The sequence below is a fragment of the Pseudomonas sp. TH21 genome, from assembly GCF_016651025.1.
In the GTDB taxonomy this organism is placed as follows: domain Bacteria; phylum Pseudomonadota; class Gammaproteobacteria; order Pseudomonadales; family Pseudomonadaceae; genus Aquipseudomonas; species Aquipseudomonas aylmerensis.
In genome coordinates, this window is sequence record NZ_JAEKEQ010000001.1 from 2,265,977 (window position 1) to 2,283,790 (window position 17,814).

Here is a 17,814-nt window from a genome sequence, read left to right on the forward strand (position 1 = left end):
TCCGCTCTCCATCAGTGACTGGCCGCCGTAGCGCCCATCTCGTTGACTTGCTGGAAGGTCGAGAAACGCTCGAGGCCGAACGGCTTGATCAGCGCCGGCACCTGGCCGCCGCTGGCGACCAGCTCGGCCATGGTCTTGCCGCAGATGGGCGTGGCCTTGAAACCCCAGGTGCCCCAGCCGGCGTCGAGGTAGTAGTTCTTCACCGGTGACAGGCCCATGATCGGGCTGTAGTCCGGGGTCATGTCGGTGATCCCGGCCCACTGGCGCATCAGTTTGGCGTTGGCCAGGAACGGGAACATTTCGATCGCGTGGGCCAGCAGGCTTTCCTTGAGGTCGAGGGTCGAGCGCGTGTTGAACAGCGGATAAGGATCGGAGCCGCCGCCGAACACCACTTCACCGCGGCTGGTCTGCTGTACATAGCAGTGCAGCGCGGAGGAACTCACCAACGGGTCGAGGAACGGCTTGAACGGTTGGGTGACCATGGCTTGCAGCGGGAAGGTCTGGATCGGCGAGCGGATGCCGGCCTTGGCCATCAGCAACGAGCTGTGCCCGGCAATCGCCTGTACCACGCAGCCGCACTTGATGGTGCCGCGATTGGTCTTCACGGCGGTAATCGTGCCGTGGTCGATGACCAGGTCCTGCACCTCGGTGAGTTGATGAATTTCCACTCCGCGCTTGGCCGCCTGCTTGGCGTAGCCCCAGGCCACGGCATCGTGGCGCGCGGTGGCGCCGTCGATATGCCAGAGCCCGGCGATCACCGGCAAGTGCCCGGGGTCAAGGTTGAGGCTGGGCACCAGTTCGCGGATCTGCTGGCGGTCGATCATCTCGGTGCGCCCGCCGAAGTGCTTGTTGACCTCGGCACGCTGGCGGAACGAACGCACGGTGGCATCGGTATGCGCCAGGGTCAGCTGGCCGCGTTCGGAGTACATGATGTTGAAGTCGAATTCGTTGGACAGCGACTGGAACATCTTCACCGACTCGGCGTAGAAGCGCACACCCTCGCTGGTCAGGTAGTTGGAGCGGATCACCGCGGTATTGCGCGCGGTATTGCCGCCGCCCAGGTAGGCCTTTTCCAGCACCGCGATGTTGCTGATGCCGTGGTACTTGGCCAGGTAGTAGGCGGTCGCCAGGCCATGGCCGCCGGCGCCGATGATCACCACGTCATAGCTGGCCTTGAGTTCCTTGGGCGGGGGCAGATCCACCTCCACCGGGTACTCCGAACTCAGCCCGTACTTCAATAGATTGAATGGCATACGGCCTCCGATTGGCTGCGTAGGGCGTGGTGTTGCGCGAGGGCGGCGGCCACGGTGTTTTTCATCAGGAAGGCAATGGTCATCGGGCCGACACCGCCGGGTACCGGGGTGATGGCCGCGACATGGGGCAGGGCGCCGTCGAAGTCGACATCGCCCACCAGGCGGCTGCGGCCGGCGTCGTCGATACGGTTGATACCCACGTCGATCACCACCGCGCCGGGCTTCAGCCAGCTGGCGTCAATCAAGCGTGCGCGGCCCACGGCGGCGATCACGATATCCGCCTGCCGGCACAGCGCCTGGGCGTTGTGGCTGCGCGAATGCAGCACGGTCACCGAGCAGTCCGCCTTGAGCAGCAGCGCGGCCATGGGCTTGCCGACGATGTTCGAACGGCCGATCACCACCGCATGTTTGCCGCGCAGGTCGCCGCAGGTTTGTTCCAGCAAATACAGGCAGCCGCTCGGCGTGCACGGCGTGAGCACCGCGCGGCCCTGGCTGAGGCCGCCGACGTTCTGGCTGTGAAAACCGTCGACGTCCTTGTCCGGCGCGATGGCCTCCAGGGCGCGCAGTTCGTCCATCTGCGCCGGCAACGGCAATTGCAGGAGGATGCCGTGGATGGCCGGGTCGGCGTTCAATTGGCCGATCAGGATCAACAGTTGTTCGGTGCTGGTGTCGCCGGGCAGGCGGTGCTCCACGGAGCGGATGCCAACCTCTTCGGCGCGCAGGATCTTGTTGCGCACATACACCTGGCTGGCGGCGTCGTTGCCGACCAGGATCACCGCCAGGGCGGGCAGGATGTCTTGCTCATGCAGGCGTGCGACGTCCTCGCGGACCTGCAGCAGCACCTGCGCGGCGGCGGCTTTGCCATCGATCAGTTTGTGCGCGTTCACCGGAACACCACCGTTCTGTCCTGGTTGAGAAACACCCGGTGCTCAAGGTGGTACTTGACCGCCTTGGACAGGGCCACGGTCTCGGTGTCGCGGCCGATGGCGACCAGGTCGTCGGGCTTGTACACGTGGTCCACGCGTTGCACTTCCTGCTCGATGATCGGGCCCTCATCCAGGTCGCTGGTGACGTAGTGCGCGGTGGCACCGATCAGCTTCACGCCGCGTTGGTAGGCCTGGTGATAGGGCTTGGCGCCTTTGAAACCGGGCAGGAACGAGTGGTGAATATTGATCGCGCGCCCCGACAGTTGCCGGCACAGGTCGTCGGAGAGGATCTGCATGTAGCGCGCCAACACCACCAGTTCGGTGCGGGTGTCGTCGACCACCTTCATCAGTTCGGCTTCCTGCGCGGCCTTGTTGTCCTTCGACACGGGCAGATAGATAAAGCGAATGCCCTCACGCTCGGCCATCGGCCGCAGGTCGAGGTGGTTGGAGACGATGGCGGTGATGGTCATGTCCATCTCGCCCTTGTGGTAGCGGTAGAGCAGGTCGGTGAGGCAGTGGTCGAACTTGCTCACCATCAGCATCACGCGCATCGGCTCGCGGGTGTCGTACAACTCCCACTGCATGTCGAAGGCCTGGGCGACATCGGCGAAGCCTGCGCGAATCTGTTCGAGATCGCCGGTGTGGCCGTCGTTGAAGCGAAACACGGCGCGCATGAAGAAGCGGCCGCTGAAGTCATCATCGAACTGCGCCATCTCCCCGATGTAGCACGCGTTGTCCGCCAGGTAAGTGGTGACGGCAGCGACAATGCCGGACACCGCGGGACAAGTGACCTTGATGATGAAATGGTTTTTTTCGTGTTGCATGACACGTCCTCGGGATGATGGCGGCAGCTCATCGCATAGCGAAAAAATGTCTGAGGACAGCGGGCTCGTTCCGTGAGCGCATTTTCTTGTGAGGAATAAAATATTCCTGAAGTGGCTTTATAGGGGAATGGGGGCGGGGCGTCTAGGGGTTTTGGGAAAGTTTTTTAACTGATAGGAATTTTTACGACGCGTGCCTATGCTGGAATGCGATCAAATGTAGGCGCTGGCTTGCCTGCGAAGGCATCCACCCACTGCCACTGGCAGACCGAGTTGCCCGCATCGCAGGCAAGCCAGCTCCCACAGAAAACAACCTCGGTGCCTGCGTTATTCCTTGTCGTTGCCGTAGTTCATGATCGACAACAACCGGATCGGCACCTGCACCAACTGCTCCGGCCCGTGCGGAATCTCCCCTTCGAAGGTCAGGCTGTCACCCGCTTCCATCCGGTACAGCTGGTTCCCATGCCGGTAAATCAGCTCACCTTCGAGCAGGTGCAAAAACTCCGTCCCCGGGTGGGCAAAGGTCGGAAACTCTTCACTGGCGTCATCCATGCTGACCATGTACGCCTCGAAGCTCTTTTTCGGCCCGCGCGTATGGTTGAGCAGGTGATAGGTATGCCCCTTCTCGGTCCCTCGGCGCACCACTTCCATGCCCTGGTCAGCCTTGACCAGCAAGGCGCTGCCATCCTGCTGGTCGTATTCGCTGAACAATTTCGACAGCGGCAGCCCGAGCACATCACACAGGCGGCTCAGGGTGTCGAGGCTGGTGGAGACCTGGGCGTTTTCGATCTTGCTCAACATGCCCTGGCTGATATCGGCGATTTTCGCCACGTCGGACAGCTTCAGGTCCTGGGCCTGGCGCTGGCGTTTGATCTGCAGCCCCAGGTATTGCTCGAGCTTGAGGCGCGGGGCGGTTTCGGTGGACATGATCATCGGCTCCTGCACGGTTTCCGTTCAGTAATATTATTTTCGCACTGGGAAAGTGCAAGATCTGGCTCTTCAAGGCCATCCCGCTGTGCGTATTCCTGCGGGGAAAACAATTTTCCCATATATACAGCACAAAAGCGCTTTCACTGGCAGTTCAATCCGCCGCTCGCGAATCTGGCAAGGGTATTGCATTCCTGTAAGGAAACTAACTTTCTTTTTAGGAATAAAAAGACAGCCTAGGCCCACCCACACGGTTTTGCCTTTCGCGAGGAGTGACACGCAATGTTGCCAGCAGAAACCCAGCGCATCATCGACAAGCACGGGATCAAGTACGTACTTGCGCAGTTTGTGGATATACACGGTGCGGCCAAGACCAAGTCGGTGCCGATTTGCGGGCTCAAGACCGTGGCCGAAGAAGGTGCGGGCTTTGCCGGGTTTGCCATCAGCGGCATGGGCATGGAGCCCCACGGTCCGGACTTCATGGCGCGCGGTGACCTGTCCACGCTGACGCCGGTGCCGTGGCAACCGGGTTATGGGCGCGTGGTGTGCGTCGGGCATGTCGATGGCAAGCCCCATCCCTACGACAGCCGCTACGTGCTGCAGCAGCAGGTGCAGCGCCTGCAGGACAAGGGCTGGACCCTCAACACCGGCCTGGAACCCGAATTCAACCTGATGCGCCGCGACGAGCAGGGCAAGCTGCAACTGGTCGACCCCAGCGATAACCTCGACAAACCCTGCTACGACTACAAGGGCCTGTCGCGTTCGCGTGAGTTCCTCGAGCGCCTGACCGAAGCCTTGCAGGCGGTGGATTTCGAGGTCTATCAAATCGACCACGAAGACGCCAACGGCCAGTTCGAGATCAACTACACCTACAGCGACGCGCTGACCTCGGCCGACCGCTTTACCTTCTTTCGCATGGCCGCCGGCGAGATCGCCAATGACCTGGGCATGATCTGCTCCTTCATGCCCAAGCCCGACCCGAAACGCGCTGGCAACGGCATGCACTTTCACCTGTCGATCAGCAGCGCCGAGAACAAAAACCTGTTCCATGACGCCAGCGATCCGAGCGGCATGGGCCTGTCGAAACTGGCCTATCACTTCGCTGCCGGTTTGCTCGCCCATGGCCCGGCGTTGTGTGCGTTCGCCGCACCTACGGTCAACTCCTACAAGCGCCTGGTCGTGGGCAACTCGCTGTCCGGCGCCACCTGGGCCCCGGCCTTTATCGCCTTTGGCGCCAACAACCGTTCGGCGATGGTGCGCGTGCCGTATGGTCGCCTGGAATTTCGCCTGCCGGATGCCGGCTGCAACCCGTACCTGGTCAGCGCCGCGATCATCGCGGCAGGCCTGGATGGCATCGACCGCCAGCTGGAAATCGACCACGTCTGCAACGAGAACCTCTACAGCCTGAGCCTGGAGCAGATCGCCGAGCGCGGCATCAAGACCCTGCCGCAATCCCTCAAGGAAGCCTGCGACGCGCTGGAAGCCGACCCGCTGTTTGCCGAGGTGCTCGGCCCGCAGATCGTGGGCGAGTTCATCAAGCTCAAGCGCATGGAGTGGGTGGAGTACAGCCGTCATGTGAGCGACTGGGAAGTCGCGCGCTACACCGAATTTTTCTGAGGCAAGGGGCGGCAGCTGTGAGTTGCAAGCTGCAAGTCAAGGCGGTGGTAGGGGCCGCTCCAAGTCATCTGTCTACCCGGCTTGCTTGCAGTTTTGCAGCTGGCCACCCAGAACAAAGTGAGGACTGCTCTTATGTGTGGAATCGTAGGTCTGTACCTGAAAAATCCCCGACTGGAACCCCAGCTCGGCAAGCTGTTTGAACCGATGCTGCAGGCCATGACCGACCGCGGACCGGACAGCGCGGGCTTCGCCATCTACGGTGATGAGGTCGCCGACGGCTGGGTCAAGTTGACCTTGCAGGCGACCACTGAAGCCTTCGACTGGAAGACCTTGATGGGCGAACTCGAAGGGCGCCTGGGCTGCTCGCTGGATTGGTTCCAGAATGCCAGCGCGGCGGTATTGAAGATCCACGCCGACGAGGCGCCGGTGCGCCTGGCCCTGGCCGAACTGGCGCCGAGCGTGCGCATCATGAGCGCCGGGCAAAGCATCGAGATCCTCAAGGGCATGGGCTTGCCCCAGGAGATTTCCCAGCGCTTCGGCCTGGCGGGCATGCAAGGCAGCCACATCATCGGGCACACGCGCATGGCCACCGAAAGCGCGGTGACCATGGAAGGCAGCCACCCGTTTTCCACCGGCGCCGACCTGTGCCTGGTGCACAACGGCTCGCTGTCGAACCACTTCCGCCTGCGCCAGGAACTCAAGCGCGAAGGCATTCATTTCGAGACCGACAACGACACCGAAGTCGCCGCCGGCTACCTGACCTGGCGCCTGCAACAGGGCGATTCGCTCAAAGAGGCGCTGGACCATTCCCTGCAGGACCTCGACGGCTTCTTCACCTTCGCCATCGGCACGCGCAACGGTTTTGCGGTGATCCGCGATCCGATCGCGTGCAAGCCGGCGATCCTCGCCGAGACCGACGACTACGTGGCCATGGCCTCCGAATACCAGGCGCTGTCGAGCCTGCCGGGCATCGAGAACGCGCGGATCTGGGAGCCGGCACCGGCCACTTTGTACATCTGGGAACGCCAGTCAGCTTAAGGAGCGCACACATGAAAACCATCGATCTTTCCACCGCCACTGTGCGTGACCTCAACCAGGCGCTGCACGCGCAAGTGCTCGACCACGAATGGCGCGTGACCCATTCCAACGGCAAGCACAACCTGGCCGTGGGCGTGAACCAGCCGGTGTCCATCGATATCGAGGGCCACGCCGGCTACTACTGCGCGGGCATGAACCAACAGGCCTCGATCACCGTGCACGGCAATGTCGGCGTGGGCTGTGCCGAGAACATGATGTCGGGTTCGGTGCGCGTCAAAGGCAGCGCGTCCCAGGCGGCCGGGGCCACGGCCCATGGCGGCCTGCTGGTGATTGAAGGCGATGCCGGCGCGCGTTGCGGGATCTCCATGAAGGGCATCGACATTGTCGTCGGCGGCAGCATCGGCCATATGAGCTGCTTCATGGGCCAGGCCGGTCGCCTGGTGGTGTGCGGCGATGCCGGCGATGCGCTGGGCGACTCGTTGTACGAGACCCACATCTACGTGAAAGGCACGGTGGAGTCCCTGGGCTCGGACTGCGTCGAAAAAGAGATGCGCAGCGAGCACCTGCAAGAGCTGCAGGAACTGCTCGACCGTGCCGGCTTCGCCCACCAGGCGGCGGATTTCAAGCGCTACGGCTCGGCCCGCCAGCTGTACAACTTCAAAGTCGATAACGCCTCCGCGTACTGATCAGGAGCTACAACCATGAGTGAACAAACCCCTCCGGTACTGCGCGAGTCGGCCACCTTCGACCGCCTGACCATCCAGGAAATCCAGCGTGCGGCCGAAACCGGTATCTACGATATTCGCGGCGGCGGCACCAAGCGCAAGTTGCCGCACTTCGATGACTTGCTGCTGCTCGGCGCCAGCGTGTCGCGTTACCCGCTCGAAGGCTATCGCGAGAAGTGCGGCACCGACGTGATCCTCGGCAACCGCTTCGCCAAGAAGCCGATCCACCTGAAGATCCCGGTGACCATCGCCGGCATGAGCTTCGGGGCGTTGTCGGCGAATGCCAAGGAAGCCCTGGGCCGTGGCGCGACCATCGCCGGCACCAGCACCACCACCGGTGACGGCGGCATGACCCCGGAAGAGCGCGGCCAGTCCCAGCACCTGGTGTACCAGTACCTGCCGTCGCGCTACGGCATGAACCCCGACGATTTGCGCAAGGCCGACGCCATCGAGATCGTCCTCGGCCAGGGCGCCAAGCCCGGCGGTGGCGGGATGTTGCTCGGCATGAAGGTCACCGAGCGCGTGGCCGGCATGCGCACCTTGCCGATCGGCGTGGACCAGCGCAGTGCCTGCCGTCACCCGGACTGGACCGGCCCGGACGACCTGGCGATCAAGATTGCCGAGCTGCGCGAAATCACCGACTGGGAGAAACCGATCTACGTGAAGATCGGCGCGAGCCGGCCTTATTACGACGTGAAGCTGGCCGTCAAGGCGGGCGCGGATGTGATCGTGCTCGACGGCATGCAAGGCGGCACGGCGGCGACCCAGGAAGTGTTTATCGAGCACGTCGGCATTCCAATTCTGTCGGCGATCCCGCAAGCGGTACAGGCTTTGCAAGAGATGGGCATGCACCGCAAGGTCCAGTTGATCGTATCGGGCGGGATCCGCAACGGGGCCGACGTGGCCAAGGCCATGGCGATGGGCGCGGATGCGGTCGCCATCGGTACGGCGGCGCTGATTGCCCTGGGCGATAACCACCCACGGCTGGATGCGGAACTGAAAAAGATCGGCTCGGCCGCCGGCTACTACGACGACTGGCAGAACGGCCGCGACCCGGCCGGCATTACCACCCAGGACCCGGAACTGTCCAAGCGCCTCGACCCGGTGGAAGGCGGGCGGCGGTTGGCCAACTACCTGCGGGTGATGGTGCTGGAAGCGCAGACCATGGCGCGGGCGTGCGGCAAGTCGCACCTGCACAACCTCGACCCCGAGGACCTGGTGGCGCTGACTGTGGAATCGGCGGCGATGGCCCGGGTGCCGTTGGCAGGAACCAGCTGGGTGCCCGGTTCCGGCTACTGAGCCTGGCGTCATACCTGTGGCGAGGGCGCTTGCTGCCGTTCAGCGCAGCTGCAGCCGGCGTTTTAGGGCTGCGTAAGCGCCCTCGCCACGACAGATCGGCAAATCAAGGAGCCCGCCAAGAGGCTCTCCTAACAACAACTGCTCGCTGCCAGGCATATCCCATTTCTTTCGCAGGAGCTTTGAATATGGTCAATCGTCTTCTCGGCAAGTCCCTCTTCGGGTTATTGGCCGCCAGTGCCTTCGCACCTTTGGCACAGGCCGCCGATGCACCCACCTTGAACACCGGCAGCACCGCCTGGATGGTCACCGCCGCCGTGCTGGTGCTGTTCATGTGCCTGCCGGGGCTTGCGTTGTTCTATGGCGGCCTGGTCCGCGCGAAAAACATGCTCTCGCTGTTCACCCAGTGTTTCGGCATCGCCGGCCTGGTGGGCGTGCTGTGGGTGATCTACGGCTACAGCATGGTGGTCGACACCACCGGCATGGTCGAAGGGCAGGTGACGTTCAACAGTTTTGTCGGCGGTTTGAGCCGTGCGTTCCTGGCCGGCATGACCCCCGAAAGCCTGGTGGGGGATATCCCGGAAGGGGTGTTCGTGACCTTCCAGATGACCTTCGCCATCATCACTCCCGCGCTGATCGCCGGGGCGTTTGCCGAACGCATGAAGTTCTCGGCGGCGCTGTGGTTCATGGCCATCTGGTTCACGCTGGTGTATGCCCCGGTGGCGCATATGGTCTGGGGCGGTTCGGGGGCCTTGATGCATAACTGGGGCGTGCTCGATTTTGCCGGCGGCACCGCCGTGCACATCAACGCTGGTGTGGCTGCGCTCGCCGCGTGCCTGATCCTCGGCAAGCGCAAGGGCTACCAGAACGCGCCGATGCCTGCGCACAACCTGAGCCTGACCATGGTTGGCGCGGCGATGCTCTGGGTCGGCTGGTTCGGCTTCAACATCGGCTCCGGTGGCGGGCTCAACGGCCTTTCCGGGATTGTCATGCTCAATACCCAACTGGGCGCGTGTGCCGGGATCCTCGGCTGGATGTTCACCGAGTGGTTCAAGGTCGGCAAACCGAGTGCCCTCGGCCTGGCCAGCGGCGCATTGGCCGGATTGGTCGGGATTACCCCGGCGTGCGCCTATGTGGGCGTCGGCGGCGCGTTGGCCATCGGCTTGCTGTGCGGGGTGTTCTGCTACCTCAGCGTGACCGTATTGAAACGCCGCTTCGGCTACGACGACAGCCTCGACGTGTTCGGCCTGCACGGCATCGGCGGCATGATCGGCGCGGTGTTGACCGGCGTGTTCTGCGTACCGTCCATGGGCGGACTGGTCGAAGGCGTGACCATGGGCGGCCAGGTCGTGGCGCAGATCAAAGGGGTCGTGCTGACCACCGTGTACTGCTTCGCGATCAGCTGGATCATCCTCAAAGTCATCAACGCCCTGATCGGCCTGCGTGCCCATGAATCGGTGGAAGACATGGGGTTGGACCTGGCCGAGCATAACGAGCGGGCGTACAACCACTGATCACAACCCGAACCTGTAAGAGCTGGCTTGCTGGCGATAGCGGTGGATCAGTCAAAGCATAAGGTGACTGACATACCGCCATCGCAGGCAAGCCAGCTCCCACAGGGGTTTTGTGTTGTGGTTTAGATCACTGCCAGCCTGGCCGGCCTAACAAGCGGGTGCCTTCCACAAGCGACCGGACACCTCGAAGAAATGTGGGAGCTGGCTTGCCTGCGAAAGCGCTGGATCAGCCCAAGCATAAGGTGACTGACACACCGCCATCGCAGGCAAGCCAGCTCCCACAGGGGTTTTGTGGTGCGGTTCAGATCACTGCCAGCCTGGCCTGCCTAACAAGCGGGCACCCTCCACAATCGACCGGACACCTCGAACAAATGTGGGAGCTGGCTTGCCTGCGAAAGCGCTGGATCAGTCAAAGCAGAAGGTGACTGACACACCGCCATCGCAGGCAAGCCAGCTCCCACAGGGGTTTTGTGTTGTGGTTCAGATCACTGCCAGCCTGGCCTGCCTAACAAGCGGGTGCCTTCCACAAGCGACCGGACACCTCGAAAAAATGTGGGAGCTGGCTTGCCTGCGAAAGCGGTATGCCAGGCGCAGAAAATGCCAGCAATGCCGTCGCCTTCGCAGCCTCGCCGGGGCTCGACAACTCCCACGCTTGGGCTGCGTCGCGCCGGATATTGCGATCATCCTGGGGATTGAAATAAGGGCGACTCCGCCAATTTCCTGTGGGAGCTGGCTTGCCTGCGAAAGCGCTGGATCAGCCAATTCATAAGGTGACTGACACACCGCCATCGCAGGCAAGCCAGCTCCCACAGGGGTTTTGTGGTGTGGTTCAGATCACTGCCAGCCTGGCCTGCCTAACAAGCGGGCGCCTTTCACAATCGACCGGACACCTCGAACAAATGTGGGAGCTGGCTTGCCTGCGAAAGCGGTGTGCCAGGCGCAGAAAATGCCAGCAATGCCGCCGCCTTCGCAGCCTCGCCGGGGCTCGACAACTCCCACACTTGGGCTGCGTCGCGCCGGATATTGCGATCACCCTGGGGATTGAAATAAGGGCGACTCCGCCAGCTCCCACAGGAGTTTTGTGTTGTGGTTCAGATCACTGCCGGCCTGGCCTGCCTAACAAGCGGGCACACTCCACAATCGACCGGACACCTCGAAGAAATGTGGGAGCTGGCTTGCCTGCGAAAGCGCTGGATCAGTCAAAGCATAAGGTGACTGACACACCGCCATCGCTGGCAAACCAGCTCCTGCAGGGGGCGTTCAGGGCACGGCCAGGGCCAGGGGCCGGGCTGTGCGCTGCAGTTGGCTGGCCACCAGGGTGTTTTTCAGCAGGTAGGCAATGGTCATCGGCCCGACACCGCCGGGCACCGGGGTGATTGCGCTGGCCACCGTGCGAGCGCTGGCGTAATCGACGTCGCCCACCAACCGCGTGCCGGTCTCGGTGTTGATGCGGTTGATACCCACGTCAATCACCACCGCGCCTGGCTTCAGCCAGCTGGCGTCGATCAACTGCGGGCGGCCGACGGCGGCGACGACGATGTCGGCCAGGCGGCACAACGCCGGTGCATCGACACTGCGCGAATGCACCACGCTGACCGAGCAGTTGGCCTGCAGCAGCAGGGTCGCCATCGGTTTGCCGACGATGTTCGAACGGCCGATGACCACCGCGTGCATTCCGCTCAAATCACCGCAGGTTTCATACAGCAGGCGCATGCAGCCGCTGGGCGTGCAGGGCGTCAGCACCTCGATGCCTTGCACCAGGCCGCCGACGTTTTCGCGGTGGAAGCCATCCACGTCCTTGATCGGGTCAATCGCGTGAATCACCGCCGCCTCGTCGATATGCCCCGGCAGCGGCAGCTGCACGAGGATGCCATTGACCGACGTATCGGCATTCAACTGCGCCAGCAGGGCCAGCACCTGCGCCTGGGTGGCGTCATCCGGCAGCCGGTATTCAAGCGAGCGAATCCCGACTTCCTTGGCGCGCAGCAGTTTATTGCGCACGTAGACATGGCTGGCCGGGTCATCGCCCACCAGCAGTACCGCCAGGGCAGGGTAGATCTGTTGCGTGGCGAGCACCTGGACCTCTTCGCGAACCTCGTCGAGCACCCGGGCAGAGATGGCCTTGCCGTCGATATCGCGGGCAAGCGTGGGGAGAGAGCTGGTCAAAAGCGTCACCGTTGTCTGGAGAAATAGGGAGGCGCTGAGGGAACAGATCCCTCAGCGATAAGCAGTCCAGTGGGCTCAGGCTACCAGTTGATGGCAGGCATACACCACCAGTGCACCGGCAATCAGCGTGGCATAGGGCAGCCAGCCGGCGCGGCGTTGGCCGTCGCCGACCTGCAGATACAGGTCGCTGAGCATGGCGGCGGGGAAGCGACCTTTGTCCTGTACGTAGTGACGGAAGCAGAACACCGGCAAGATCAGCAGCGCCAGGAGCAAGCCGGTGACCAGCGTGCCCGCACCCCAGATGTCCGCACCCAGGCCCATGCAGGCCAGGTTGACGAAACTCAACACGCCACCGGCCACGAGCAGCACGGTGGGCGCTTTGTACGGGCGCACCCAGTCGGGGCGGTCCAGGCGGTGAATCCAGCCGGCATTCAGGTTGAGAAAGTTGAAGATGATGTAGCTGACGTTGGACGCCGCGAGCACAAATACATAGTCCGACATCAACAACAGCAGCAGGTTGAACGACAGGTCGGTCCACATTGCCGCCGTCGGCGCGCCGTGTTCATTGGTGCGCCCCAGGTACTTGGGCAGCCAGCCATCCACCGACGCCTGATACAGCGTGCGTGACGAGCCGGACATCGAGGTCATGATCGCCAGCAGCGTCGCCAGCACCAACATGATCAGCACGATATTGGCGACCACCTTGCCGCCGCCGATGCTGTCGGCCAGCACCTGGCCAACGCCCATGCCGCTGTAGATCGCTGGCGACAACAGGCCGCTGTACACCGCCGGTGTAACAATGGCGCCGCTGGCGTCAAGCACCGCCGGGGTCACCAGTTGCCCCAGCCCGAGGCTGCCTTGAAACGCCAGCGGCACCAGGGTGAACACCAGGATGCACAGCAGGCCGGCGTAGAAGATGGCCTTGAAGGTGTCGCGCTTGGGGTCCTTGAACTCGCGGGTGTAGCACACCGCTGTTTCGAAGCCGTAGGTGGACCAGGCGGCCATGAACAAACCGCCGGCCATCAGCGACCAGCCAGAGATATCCCAGGGCCCATCGATGACTTGCCCGGCCGCATCATGGGCCAGCGGGTACAGCGGCAGGAAGTTGGCCTGGGCCGCATCCCCGGTGAACAACGGCACCACGCCCACCAGCAGCAGTGGAATCAGCGAGGTGACACCGAGCACCAGGGTCAGGCGTGCCGAACGCAGGATGCCGCCGTGTTGCACGGCAAATACCGTGAGCAGGATCAACAGGCCGATGCCGAAGGTCGCGTTGATGCGCAGCGACAGGCCGCTTTTCACCCAGCCCAGGTCCAGCAAGGTCAGTTGCCAGGTGTTGATCAGCGCATCGGCAGGAAACAGCGCGGTGAGGATATACCCCGCCGCCAGCCCCGAACCGATGGACAGCACCGGAGACCAGGCCAGCCAGTTGCACCACACCGACACCGGCGCGATCAGCTTGCTGTAGCGCACCCAGGCCACCGCGCCGTACACCGAGGCGCCGCCGGATTTGTGCGGGAACAGCCCGGCGATCTCGGCATAGGTAAAGGCCTGGATAAACCCGAACAGGATCGACACGATCCATACGATCCACGCCGGCTTGCCGACCGTCGCAGCAATGGCGCCAATAGAGAACAGCACCAGGGCGGGTACGCCACTGGCGACCCAGAACGCCCCGCGCCAATCGATCTTCCGGTGCAGGCTGCCCACCGAACTGGCGGCCTGCGGTACTGCCTCGAACGTCGTCGCTTCCATCTCTGTATTCCCATGTCTGAATAGCGTTTAAGTGGGGCAGTCAAAATGGGGTGGCACACGCGTGTCGGAACGATCAGCTGCGCACCCGGCTTTTGTCCGGGTCGTAGAAAATCGCTGCGCTGACCGTGGCGCTGATGCGCTTCTGCAGGCCATCGACTTTGCCAATCTCAAGTACCGTGCCGGGCTCGGCGCAGCTCACATCCACCCGGCACAGCGCGATATTGCTGGCTAGCAACGGTGAGCGGCAGGCACTGGTAATCACCCCGACCTGGGCCCTGCCGTGGTACACCGGGTCGCCATGGTGGGCCGCCTCGTTGCCGCCCAGGTGCAGGCCGACCAGCTTGTGGGTGGGGTGGGCACTGCGCCGTAACAGGGCTTCACGGCCGATAAAATCATCGGTCTTGCTCTTCAATGGCACGCTGAAACCGATGCCGGCCTCGAACGGATCGGTCTGGTCGCTGAACTCGTAGCCGGCGAAAATCAGCCCGGCTTCGATGCGCAGCAGGTCCAGGGCTTCCAGGCCCAGCGGCACCAGGCCCAGGGGTTGCCCGAGGTGCCAGATGCGGTCCCAGACCCGCTCGGCGTCTTCGGGTTGGCACCACACTTCATAGCCCAGCTCACCGGTGTAGCCGGTGCGGGAAATCATCAACGGGCAGCCATCGAAGCCGTCCAGCCGACCGACCAGGAAGCGGAACCAGCCGAGGGTTTCCAGGCTGGGCTGGGTGGGCGGGGTCCAGACCATCTGCTTGAGCAGCTCGCGGCTCAGCGGGCCTTGCACGGCGAGGTTGTGGATCTGCTCGCTGGCGGACTTGACCCAGACTTTCATGCCGAGTTTCTGTGCCTGCTCGCGCAGCCAGGGGCCTGCGTAGTCTTCGCCGCAGATCCAGCGGAAATTGTCCGGGCCCAGGCGCAGCAGGGTGCCGTCGTCGAGCATGCCGCCGTGCGCGTGGCACATCGCCGAGTACACCACCTGGCCCACCGCCAGGCGCCGCACATCGCGGGTCAGGCAGTACTGCAGCAAGGCTTCAGCGTCGGGGCCGATGATCTCGAATTTGCGCAGGGCGGTCAGGTCCATCACCGCCACGCGCTCGCGACACCCCAGGTATTCCTCGGTGGCGCCATAGCCGTCGTAGCGCAGCGGCAGCCACCAGTTGCGGTAGTCGGTGAAGCTGCCGGTGAGGGCGCTGGTGCGTGAGTGAAACGCAGACTCACGGGTGAGAATCGGGTCGGCATCCGCCGTGGTTCGAGTGCTCATGGCGATGGAAAAACGCTCCTTCTCGCGGTAGATGCGGACATGGATATCGGTCGGGTTCCAGCCATTGGCCGGGTCAATGTCATCCGGGCACGAGGTGCTGCCACACACCAGGTCGGTCATGGCCTTCAGCAGCACGTAGTCGCCGGGGCGCGACCAGGGCTCATCCAGAGTCATCTGCTGGTGTGCATCAATACCGGTGTTGAAGAAGAAATTGATCGCCGGCCAACCCTTGCGCGCCTGCACGCCATAGGGGGCGAGGACCTGACTGAGGTTGTCGCTGCAGTTGTCGTGCCCGAAATACCCATGGCTCTCGTAATAACGCGCCGCGCAGGCCAGGGCGAACGAGTCGTGGCGCCCGACGGTGTCGCGCACCACCTCGAGCATCGGCTGCATCTGGCGGTCGAAAAACTTCGAGAACAACCCCGGTGCCGGGTAGGCGCTGCCGTTCAGCGTACGGGTCACGGTCTGGTCGAGGTCCAGTTCGATACCGCGATCCAGGGCGCGGCGGTCGAGCGCGACGAAGTCCGAACACTGGCGTCCCGCGACGTCCAGTACCTGGACGTACTGCCCCTTGGCGACGGTGTAGGCATGGGCCGTACCGGCGCGCAGGGTGAACTCGTCCAGCACTTCGCCCAACGGCTCAGGCAAGGCAGGCACCCAGAGCGGCGACGGGTTGGCGCGGGTGACCAGCAGGCGCAGTTCACTGGGCCGGTATTGCCGGTCGACAGCGGTCGGGCCGGCAGGGGCGGCGACGATCACCAGCAGCGCGTCCTGCGCGACAAAATGGCGACTGTGGCCGGGCGGGCTGTCGTCGTCCCACAACGACGCGGCGCGCGGCAACTGCTGCGCCTCTATGCCGCGCCGATCGAGCACCTGGCCGATACGCGTGGGCACGCTGCAGGCGATAGACGCGTGCAATCCCCAGCTGGCCAGGGCGCTGCGGCCGCCGGCGTCGAGGGCCAGCAGTGTGCAGGCCTGGCGGCCTTCGACGTCGATGACTTGCAGGCCGTCGCCGGGCTGCAAGTCGACCAGCGTCACACCGCCGGCGGCCACGCGGTAGCGTTCCAGGTTCGGCGCGCGGGCAAACAAGCCGGGTTCTCGCGGGCGCGAAATACGCGGTGCATTCATCATCGGCTGCACCTTCAACCGACCGACTTGATGGCGGTCGCGGGCTCGCCGAGGTACGCCGCCATCGAGTCGTCCAATGCCTGCAGCCAGGGGGTGTGGTGCGGCGGTGACTGGGTGCCGGTCATCAATGAGCGATAGGACTTGTCGCGATAGCCCATGATGTTTTCCGCCTTGTCGTGCTTCCAGTGCAGGAAGGTTTCGTTGACGGCGGCAATGTCGAAATTCGGGTAGTCGGTGGCGTCCACCAGGTGCTGGATGTAGGCGCCCTGGTACTCGAACATCTGCTGGTTGGTTTCCAGCACCTGTTCGCGCGCCTGCCATTGCCGGCTGTCGGCGCGCATTTCGGCGTGGCTGGGCAGCGGGATGCGCCCCAGGATCACATCGCGCGCGTACCAGGCCTGGGCATCGAACATGTTGAAGGAGTACCACTGGTCCTGCATGCCGAGGTAGATCAGCCGTGGATTGGCTTCCCAGAACACGCCTTTGTAGAGGTTCATCGGCCACAGGCGGTTGTCGGTTTTCAGGCTCAGCTCATCGGGCAGGAACGGGAAGTGATGCTTGTAGCCGGTGCACAGGATGACGGCGTCGATGTGCTTGCTGCTGCCGTCGACGAAATACGCACGGTTGTTTTCCAGGCGCTTGAGCAGCGGTTTTTCTTCCCAGTTGTCGGGCCAGGCGTAGCCCATGGGCGCGGTGCGGTAGCAACTGGTGATGCTGCGCGCGCCGTATTTGTAGCATTGCGAGCCGATGTCCTCGGCCGAATAACTGCTGCCGACAATCAGCAGGTCCTTGTCCTTGAACTCCAGCGCCTCGCGAAAATCATGCGCATGCAGGATGCGCCCGGCGAACTGCTCGAAGCCGTCGAAGTACGGCACCTTGGGCGTGGAGAAGTGGCCACAGGCGTTGATCACGTAGTCGAATGCTTCGCTGGTCAAGGTGTCGCTGGTGTAGTCGTGGGCCTGCAGGGTGAAGCGCTGGGTCTGTTCGTCGAAGGTGACTTGGCGCACTACGTTGTTGAAACGGATGTAGTCGCGCACGCCGGCCTTTTCCACGCGGCCCTTGATGTAGTCCCACAACACTTCGCGGGGTGGGTAGGAACCGATCGGCCGGCCGAAATGCTCCTCGAAGGTGTAGTCGGCAAACTCCAGGCATTCCTTGGGGCCGTTGGACCACAGGTAGCGGTACATGCTGCCGTGCACCGGCTCGCCGTTTTCATCCAGGCCGGTGCGCCAGGTGTAGTTCCACATGCCGCCCCAGTCCTGCTGTTTTTCGAAGCACACCAGTTCGGGGATGTCTGCCCCTTTGTCGCGGGCCGACTGGAAGGCGCGAAGTTGCGCCAGGCCACACGGGCCGGCGCCGATGATTGCAACACGTAGAGTCATGAGCGTGCCTC

At 63.2% G+C, this 17,814-nt stretch carries 13 protein-coding genes; 5 read left to right on the top strand and 8 right to left on the bottom strand.

What is annotated here, in order from left to right; translation table 11 throughout:
• Nucleotides 1-11: 11 nt before the first annotated feature.
• The 4 genes from JFU04_RS10220 to JFU04_RS10235 all read right to left on the bottom strand — a co-directional run bounded on the left by JFU04_RS10220 (nt 12) and on the right by JFU04_RS10235 (nt 3,927).
• Nucleotides 12-1,253 carry an FAD-dependent oxidoreductase gene (locus JFU04_RS10220; protein WP_201143988.1) on the bottom strand — a complete coding sequence of 414 codons (1,242 nt, stop codon included), beginning with the start codon at nt 1,251-1,253 and terminating at the stop codon, nt 12-14.
• Nucleotides 1,235-2,140 (bottom strand): bifunctional methylenetetrahydrofolate dehydrogenase/methenyltetrahydrofolate cyclohydrolase FolD, encoded by a 906-nt coding sequence (gene folD, locus JFU04_RS10225; RefSeq protein ID WP_120448162.1) that lies wholly within the window; start codon nt 2,138-2,140, stop codon nt 1,235-1,237. The genes JFU04_RS10220 and folD (JFU04_RS10225) overlap by 19 nt, the downstream gene beginning before the upstream one ends.
• Nucleotides 2,137-3,003 (bottom strand): formyltetrahydrofolate deformylase, encoded by an 867-nt coding sequence (gene purU, locus JFU04_RS10230; RefSeq protein WP_065905702.1) that lies wholly within the window; start codon nt 3,001-3,003, stop codon nt 2,137-2,139. The genes folD (JFU04_RS10225) and purU overlap by 4 nt, the downstream gene beginning before the upstream one ends.
• Before the next feature lie 324 nt (nt 3,004-3,327).
• Nucleotides 3,328-3,927 (bottom strand): helix-turn-helix domain-containing protein, encoded by a 600-nt coding sequence (locus JFU04_RS10235; protein WP_053139883.1) that lies wholly within the window; start codon nt 3,925-3,927, stop codon nt 3,328-3,330.
• A gap of 282 nt (nt 3,928-4,209) precedes the next feature.
• Between JFU04_RS10235 and glnT the strand changes: the two genes are divergently transcribed.
• The 5 genes from glnT to JFU04_RS10260 all read left to right on the top strand — a co-directional run bounded on the left by glnT (nt 4,210) and on the right by JFU04_RS10260 (nt 10,117).
• Nucleotides 4,210-5,544 carry a type III glutamate--ammonia ligase gene (gene glnT / locus JFU04_RS10240; protein ID WP_065905705.1) on the top strand — a complete coding sequence of 445 codons (1,335 nt, stop codon included), beginning with the start codon at nt 4,210-4,212 and terminating at the stop codon, nt 5,542-5,544.
• A gap of 132 nt (nt 5,545-5,676) precedes the next feature.
• Nucleotides 5,677-6,582, top strand: coding sequence for a class II glutamine amidotransferase (locus tag JFU04_RS10245; RefSeq protein WP_201143989.1), 906 nt, complete (start codon nt 5,677-5,679; stop codon nt 6,580-6,582).
• 11 nt (nt 6,583-6,593) lie between these two features.
• Nucleotides 6,594-7,268, top strand: coding sequence for a GltB/FmdC/FwdC-like GXGXG domain-containing protein (locus JFU04_RS10250; protein ID WP_065905709.1), 675 nt, complete (start codon nt 6,594-6,596; stop codon nt 7,266-7,268).
• A 15-nt stretch (nt 7,269-7,283) separates the two neighbouring features.
• A complete protein-coding gene (locus JFU04_RS10255; RefSeq protein WP_065905711.1) occupies nt 7,284-8,606 on the top strand; it encodes an FMN-binding glutamate synthase family protein in 1,323 nt (440 codons plus the stop codon).
• 185 nt (nt 8,607-8,791) lie between these two features.
• Nucleotides 8,792-10,117 (top strand): ammonium transporter, encoded by a 1,326-nt coding sequence (locus JFU04_RS10260; RefSeq protein WP_201143990.1) that lies wholly within the window; start codon nt 8,792-8,794, stop codon nt 10,115-10,117.
• Nucleotides 10,118-11,377: 1,260 nt separating this feature from the next.
• Here the strand turns inward: JFU04_RS10260 and folD (JFU04_RS10265) are convergent.
• The 4 genes from folD (JFU04_RS10265) to JFU04_RS10280 form a co-directional block, all read right to left on the bottom strand.
• On the bottom strand, nt 11,378-12,292 hold the full coding sequence (folD, locus tag JFU04_RS10265) for a bifunctional methylenetetrahydrofolate dehydrogenase/methenyltetrahydrofolate cyclohydrolase FolD (protein WP_120448164.1): 915 nt from the start codon (nt 12,290-12,292) through the stop codon (nt 11,378-11,380).
• Nucleotides 12,293-12,358: 66 nt separating this feature from the next.
• On the bottom strand, nt 12,359-14,038 hold the full coding sequence (locus tag JFU04_RS10270) for an APC family permease (protein WP_106804436.1): 1,680 nt from the start codon (nt 14,036-14,038) through the stop codon (nt 12,359-12,361).
• Between the two features lie 73 nt (nt 14,039-14,111).
• Nucleotides 14,112-16,421, bottom strand: coding sequence for a DUF1989 domain-containing protein (locus tag JFU04_RS10275; RefSeq protein WP_201146366.1), 2,310 nt, complete (start codon nt 16,419-16,421; stop codon nt 14,112-14,114).
• Between the two features lie 14 nt (nt 16,422-16,435).
• Nucleotides 16,436-17,803 (bottom strand): NAD(P)-binding domain-containing protein, encoded by a 1,368-nt coding sequence (locus tag JFU04_RS10280; protein WP_120448166.1) that lies wholly within the window; start codon nt 17,801-17,803, stop codon nt 16,436-16,438.
• Between the last annotated feature and the right edge of the window lie 11 nt (nt 17,804-17,814).

Bases quoted from the DNA above. Each gene is read 5' to 3' on its own strand.
- JFU04_RS10220 (WP_201143988.1), bottom strand. From the start codon at position 1,253: ATGCCATTCAATCTATTGAAGTACGGGCTGAGTTCGGAGTACCCGGTG.
- JFU04_RS10280 (WP_120448166.1), bottom strand. From the start codon at position 17,803: ATGACTCTACGTGTTGCAATCATCGGCGCCGGCCCGTGTGGCCTGGCG.
- JFU04_RS10255 (WP_065905711.1), top strand. From the start codon at position 7,284: ATGAGTGAACAAACCCCTCCGGTACTGCGCGAGTCGGCCACCTTCGAC.
- purU (WP_065905702.1), bottom strand. From the start codon at position 3,003: ATGCAACACGAAAAAAACCATTTCATCATCAAGGTCACTTGTCCCGCG.
- JFU04_RS10250 (WP_065905709.1), top strand. From the start codon at position 6,594: ATGAAAACCATCGATCTTTCCACCGCCACTGTGCGTGACCTCAACCAG.
- JFU04_RS10275 (WP_201146366.1), bottom strand. From the start codon at position 16,421: ATGAATGCACCGCGTATTTCGCGCCCGCGAGAACCCGGCTTGTTTGCC.
- JFU04_RS10235 (WP_053139883.1), bottom strand. From the start codon at position 3,927: ATGTCCACCGAAACCGCCCCGCGCCTCAAGCTCGAGCAATACCTGGGG.
- glnT (WP_065905705.1), top strand. From the start codon at position 4,210: ATGTTGCCAGCAGAAACCCAGCGCATCATCGACAAGCACGGGATCAAG.
- JFU04_RS10270 (WP_106804436.1), bottom strand. From the start codon at position 14,038: ATGGAAGCGACGACGTTCGAGGCAGTACCGCAGGCCGCCAGTTCGGTG.
- JFU04_RS10245 (WP_201143989.1), top strand. From the start codon at position 5,677: ATGTGTGGAATCGTAGGTCTGTACCTGAAAAATCCCCGACTGGAACCC.
- JFU04_RS10260 (WP_201143990.1), top strand. From the start codon at position 8,792: ATGGTCAATCGTCTTCTCGGCAAGTCCCTCTTCGGGTTATTGGCCGCC.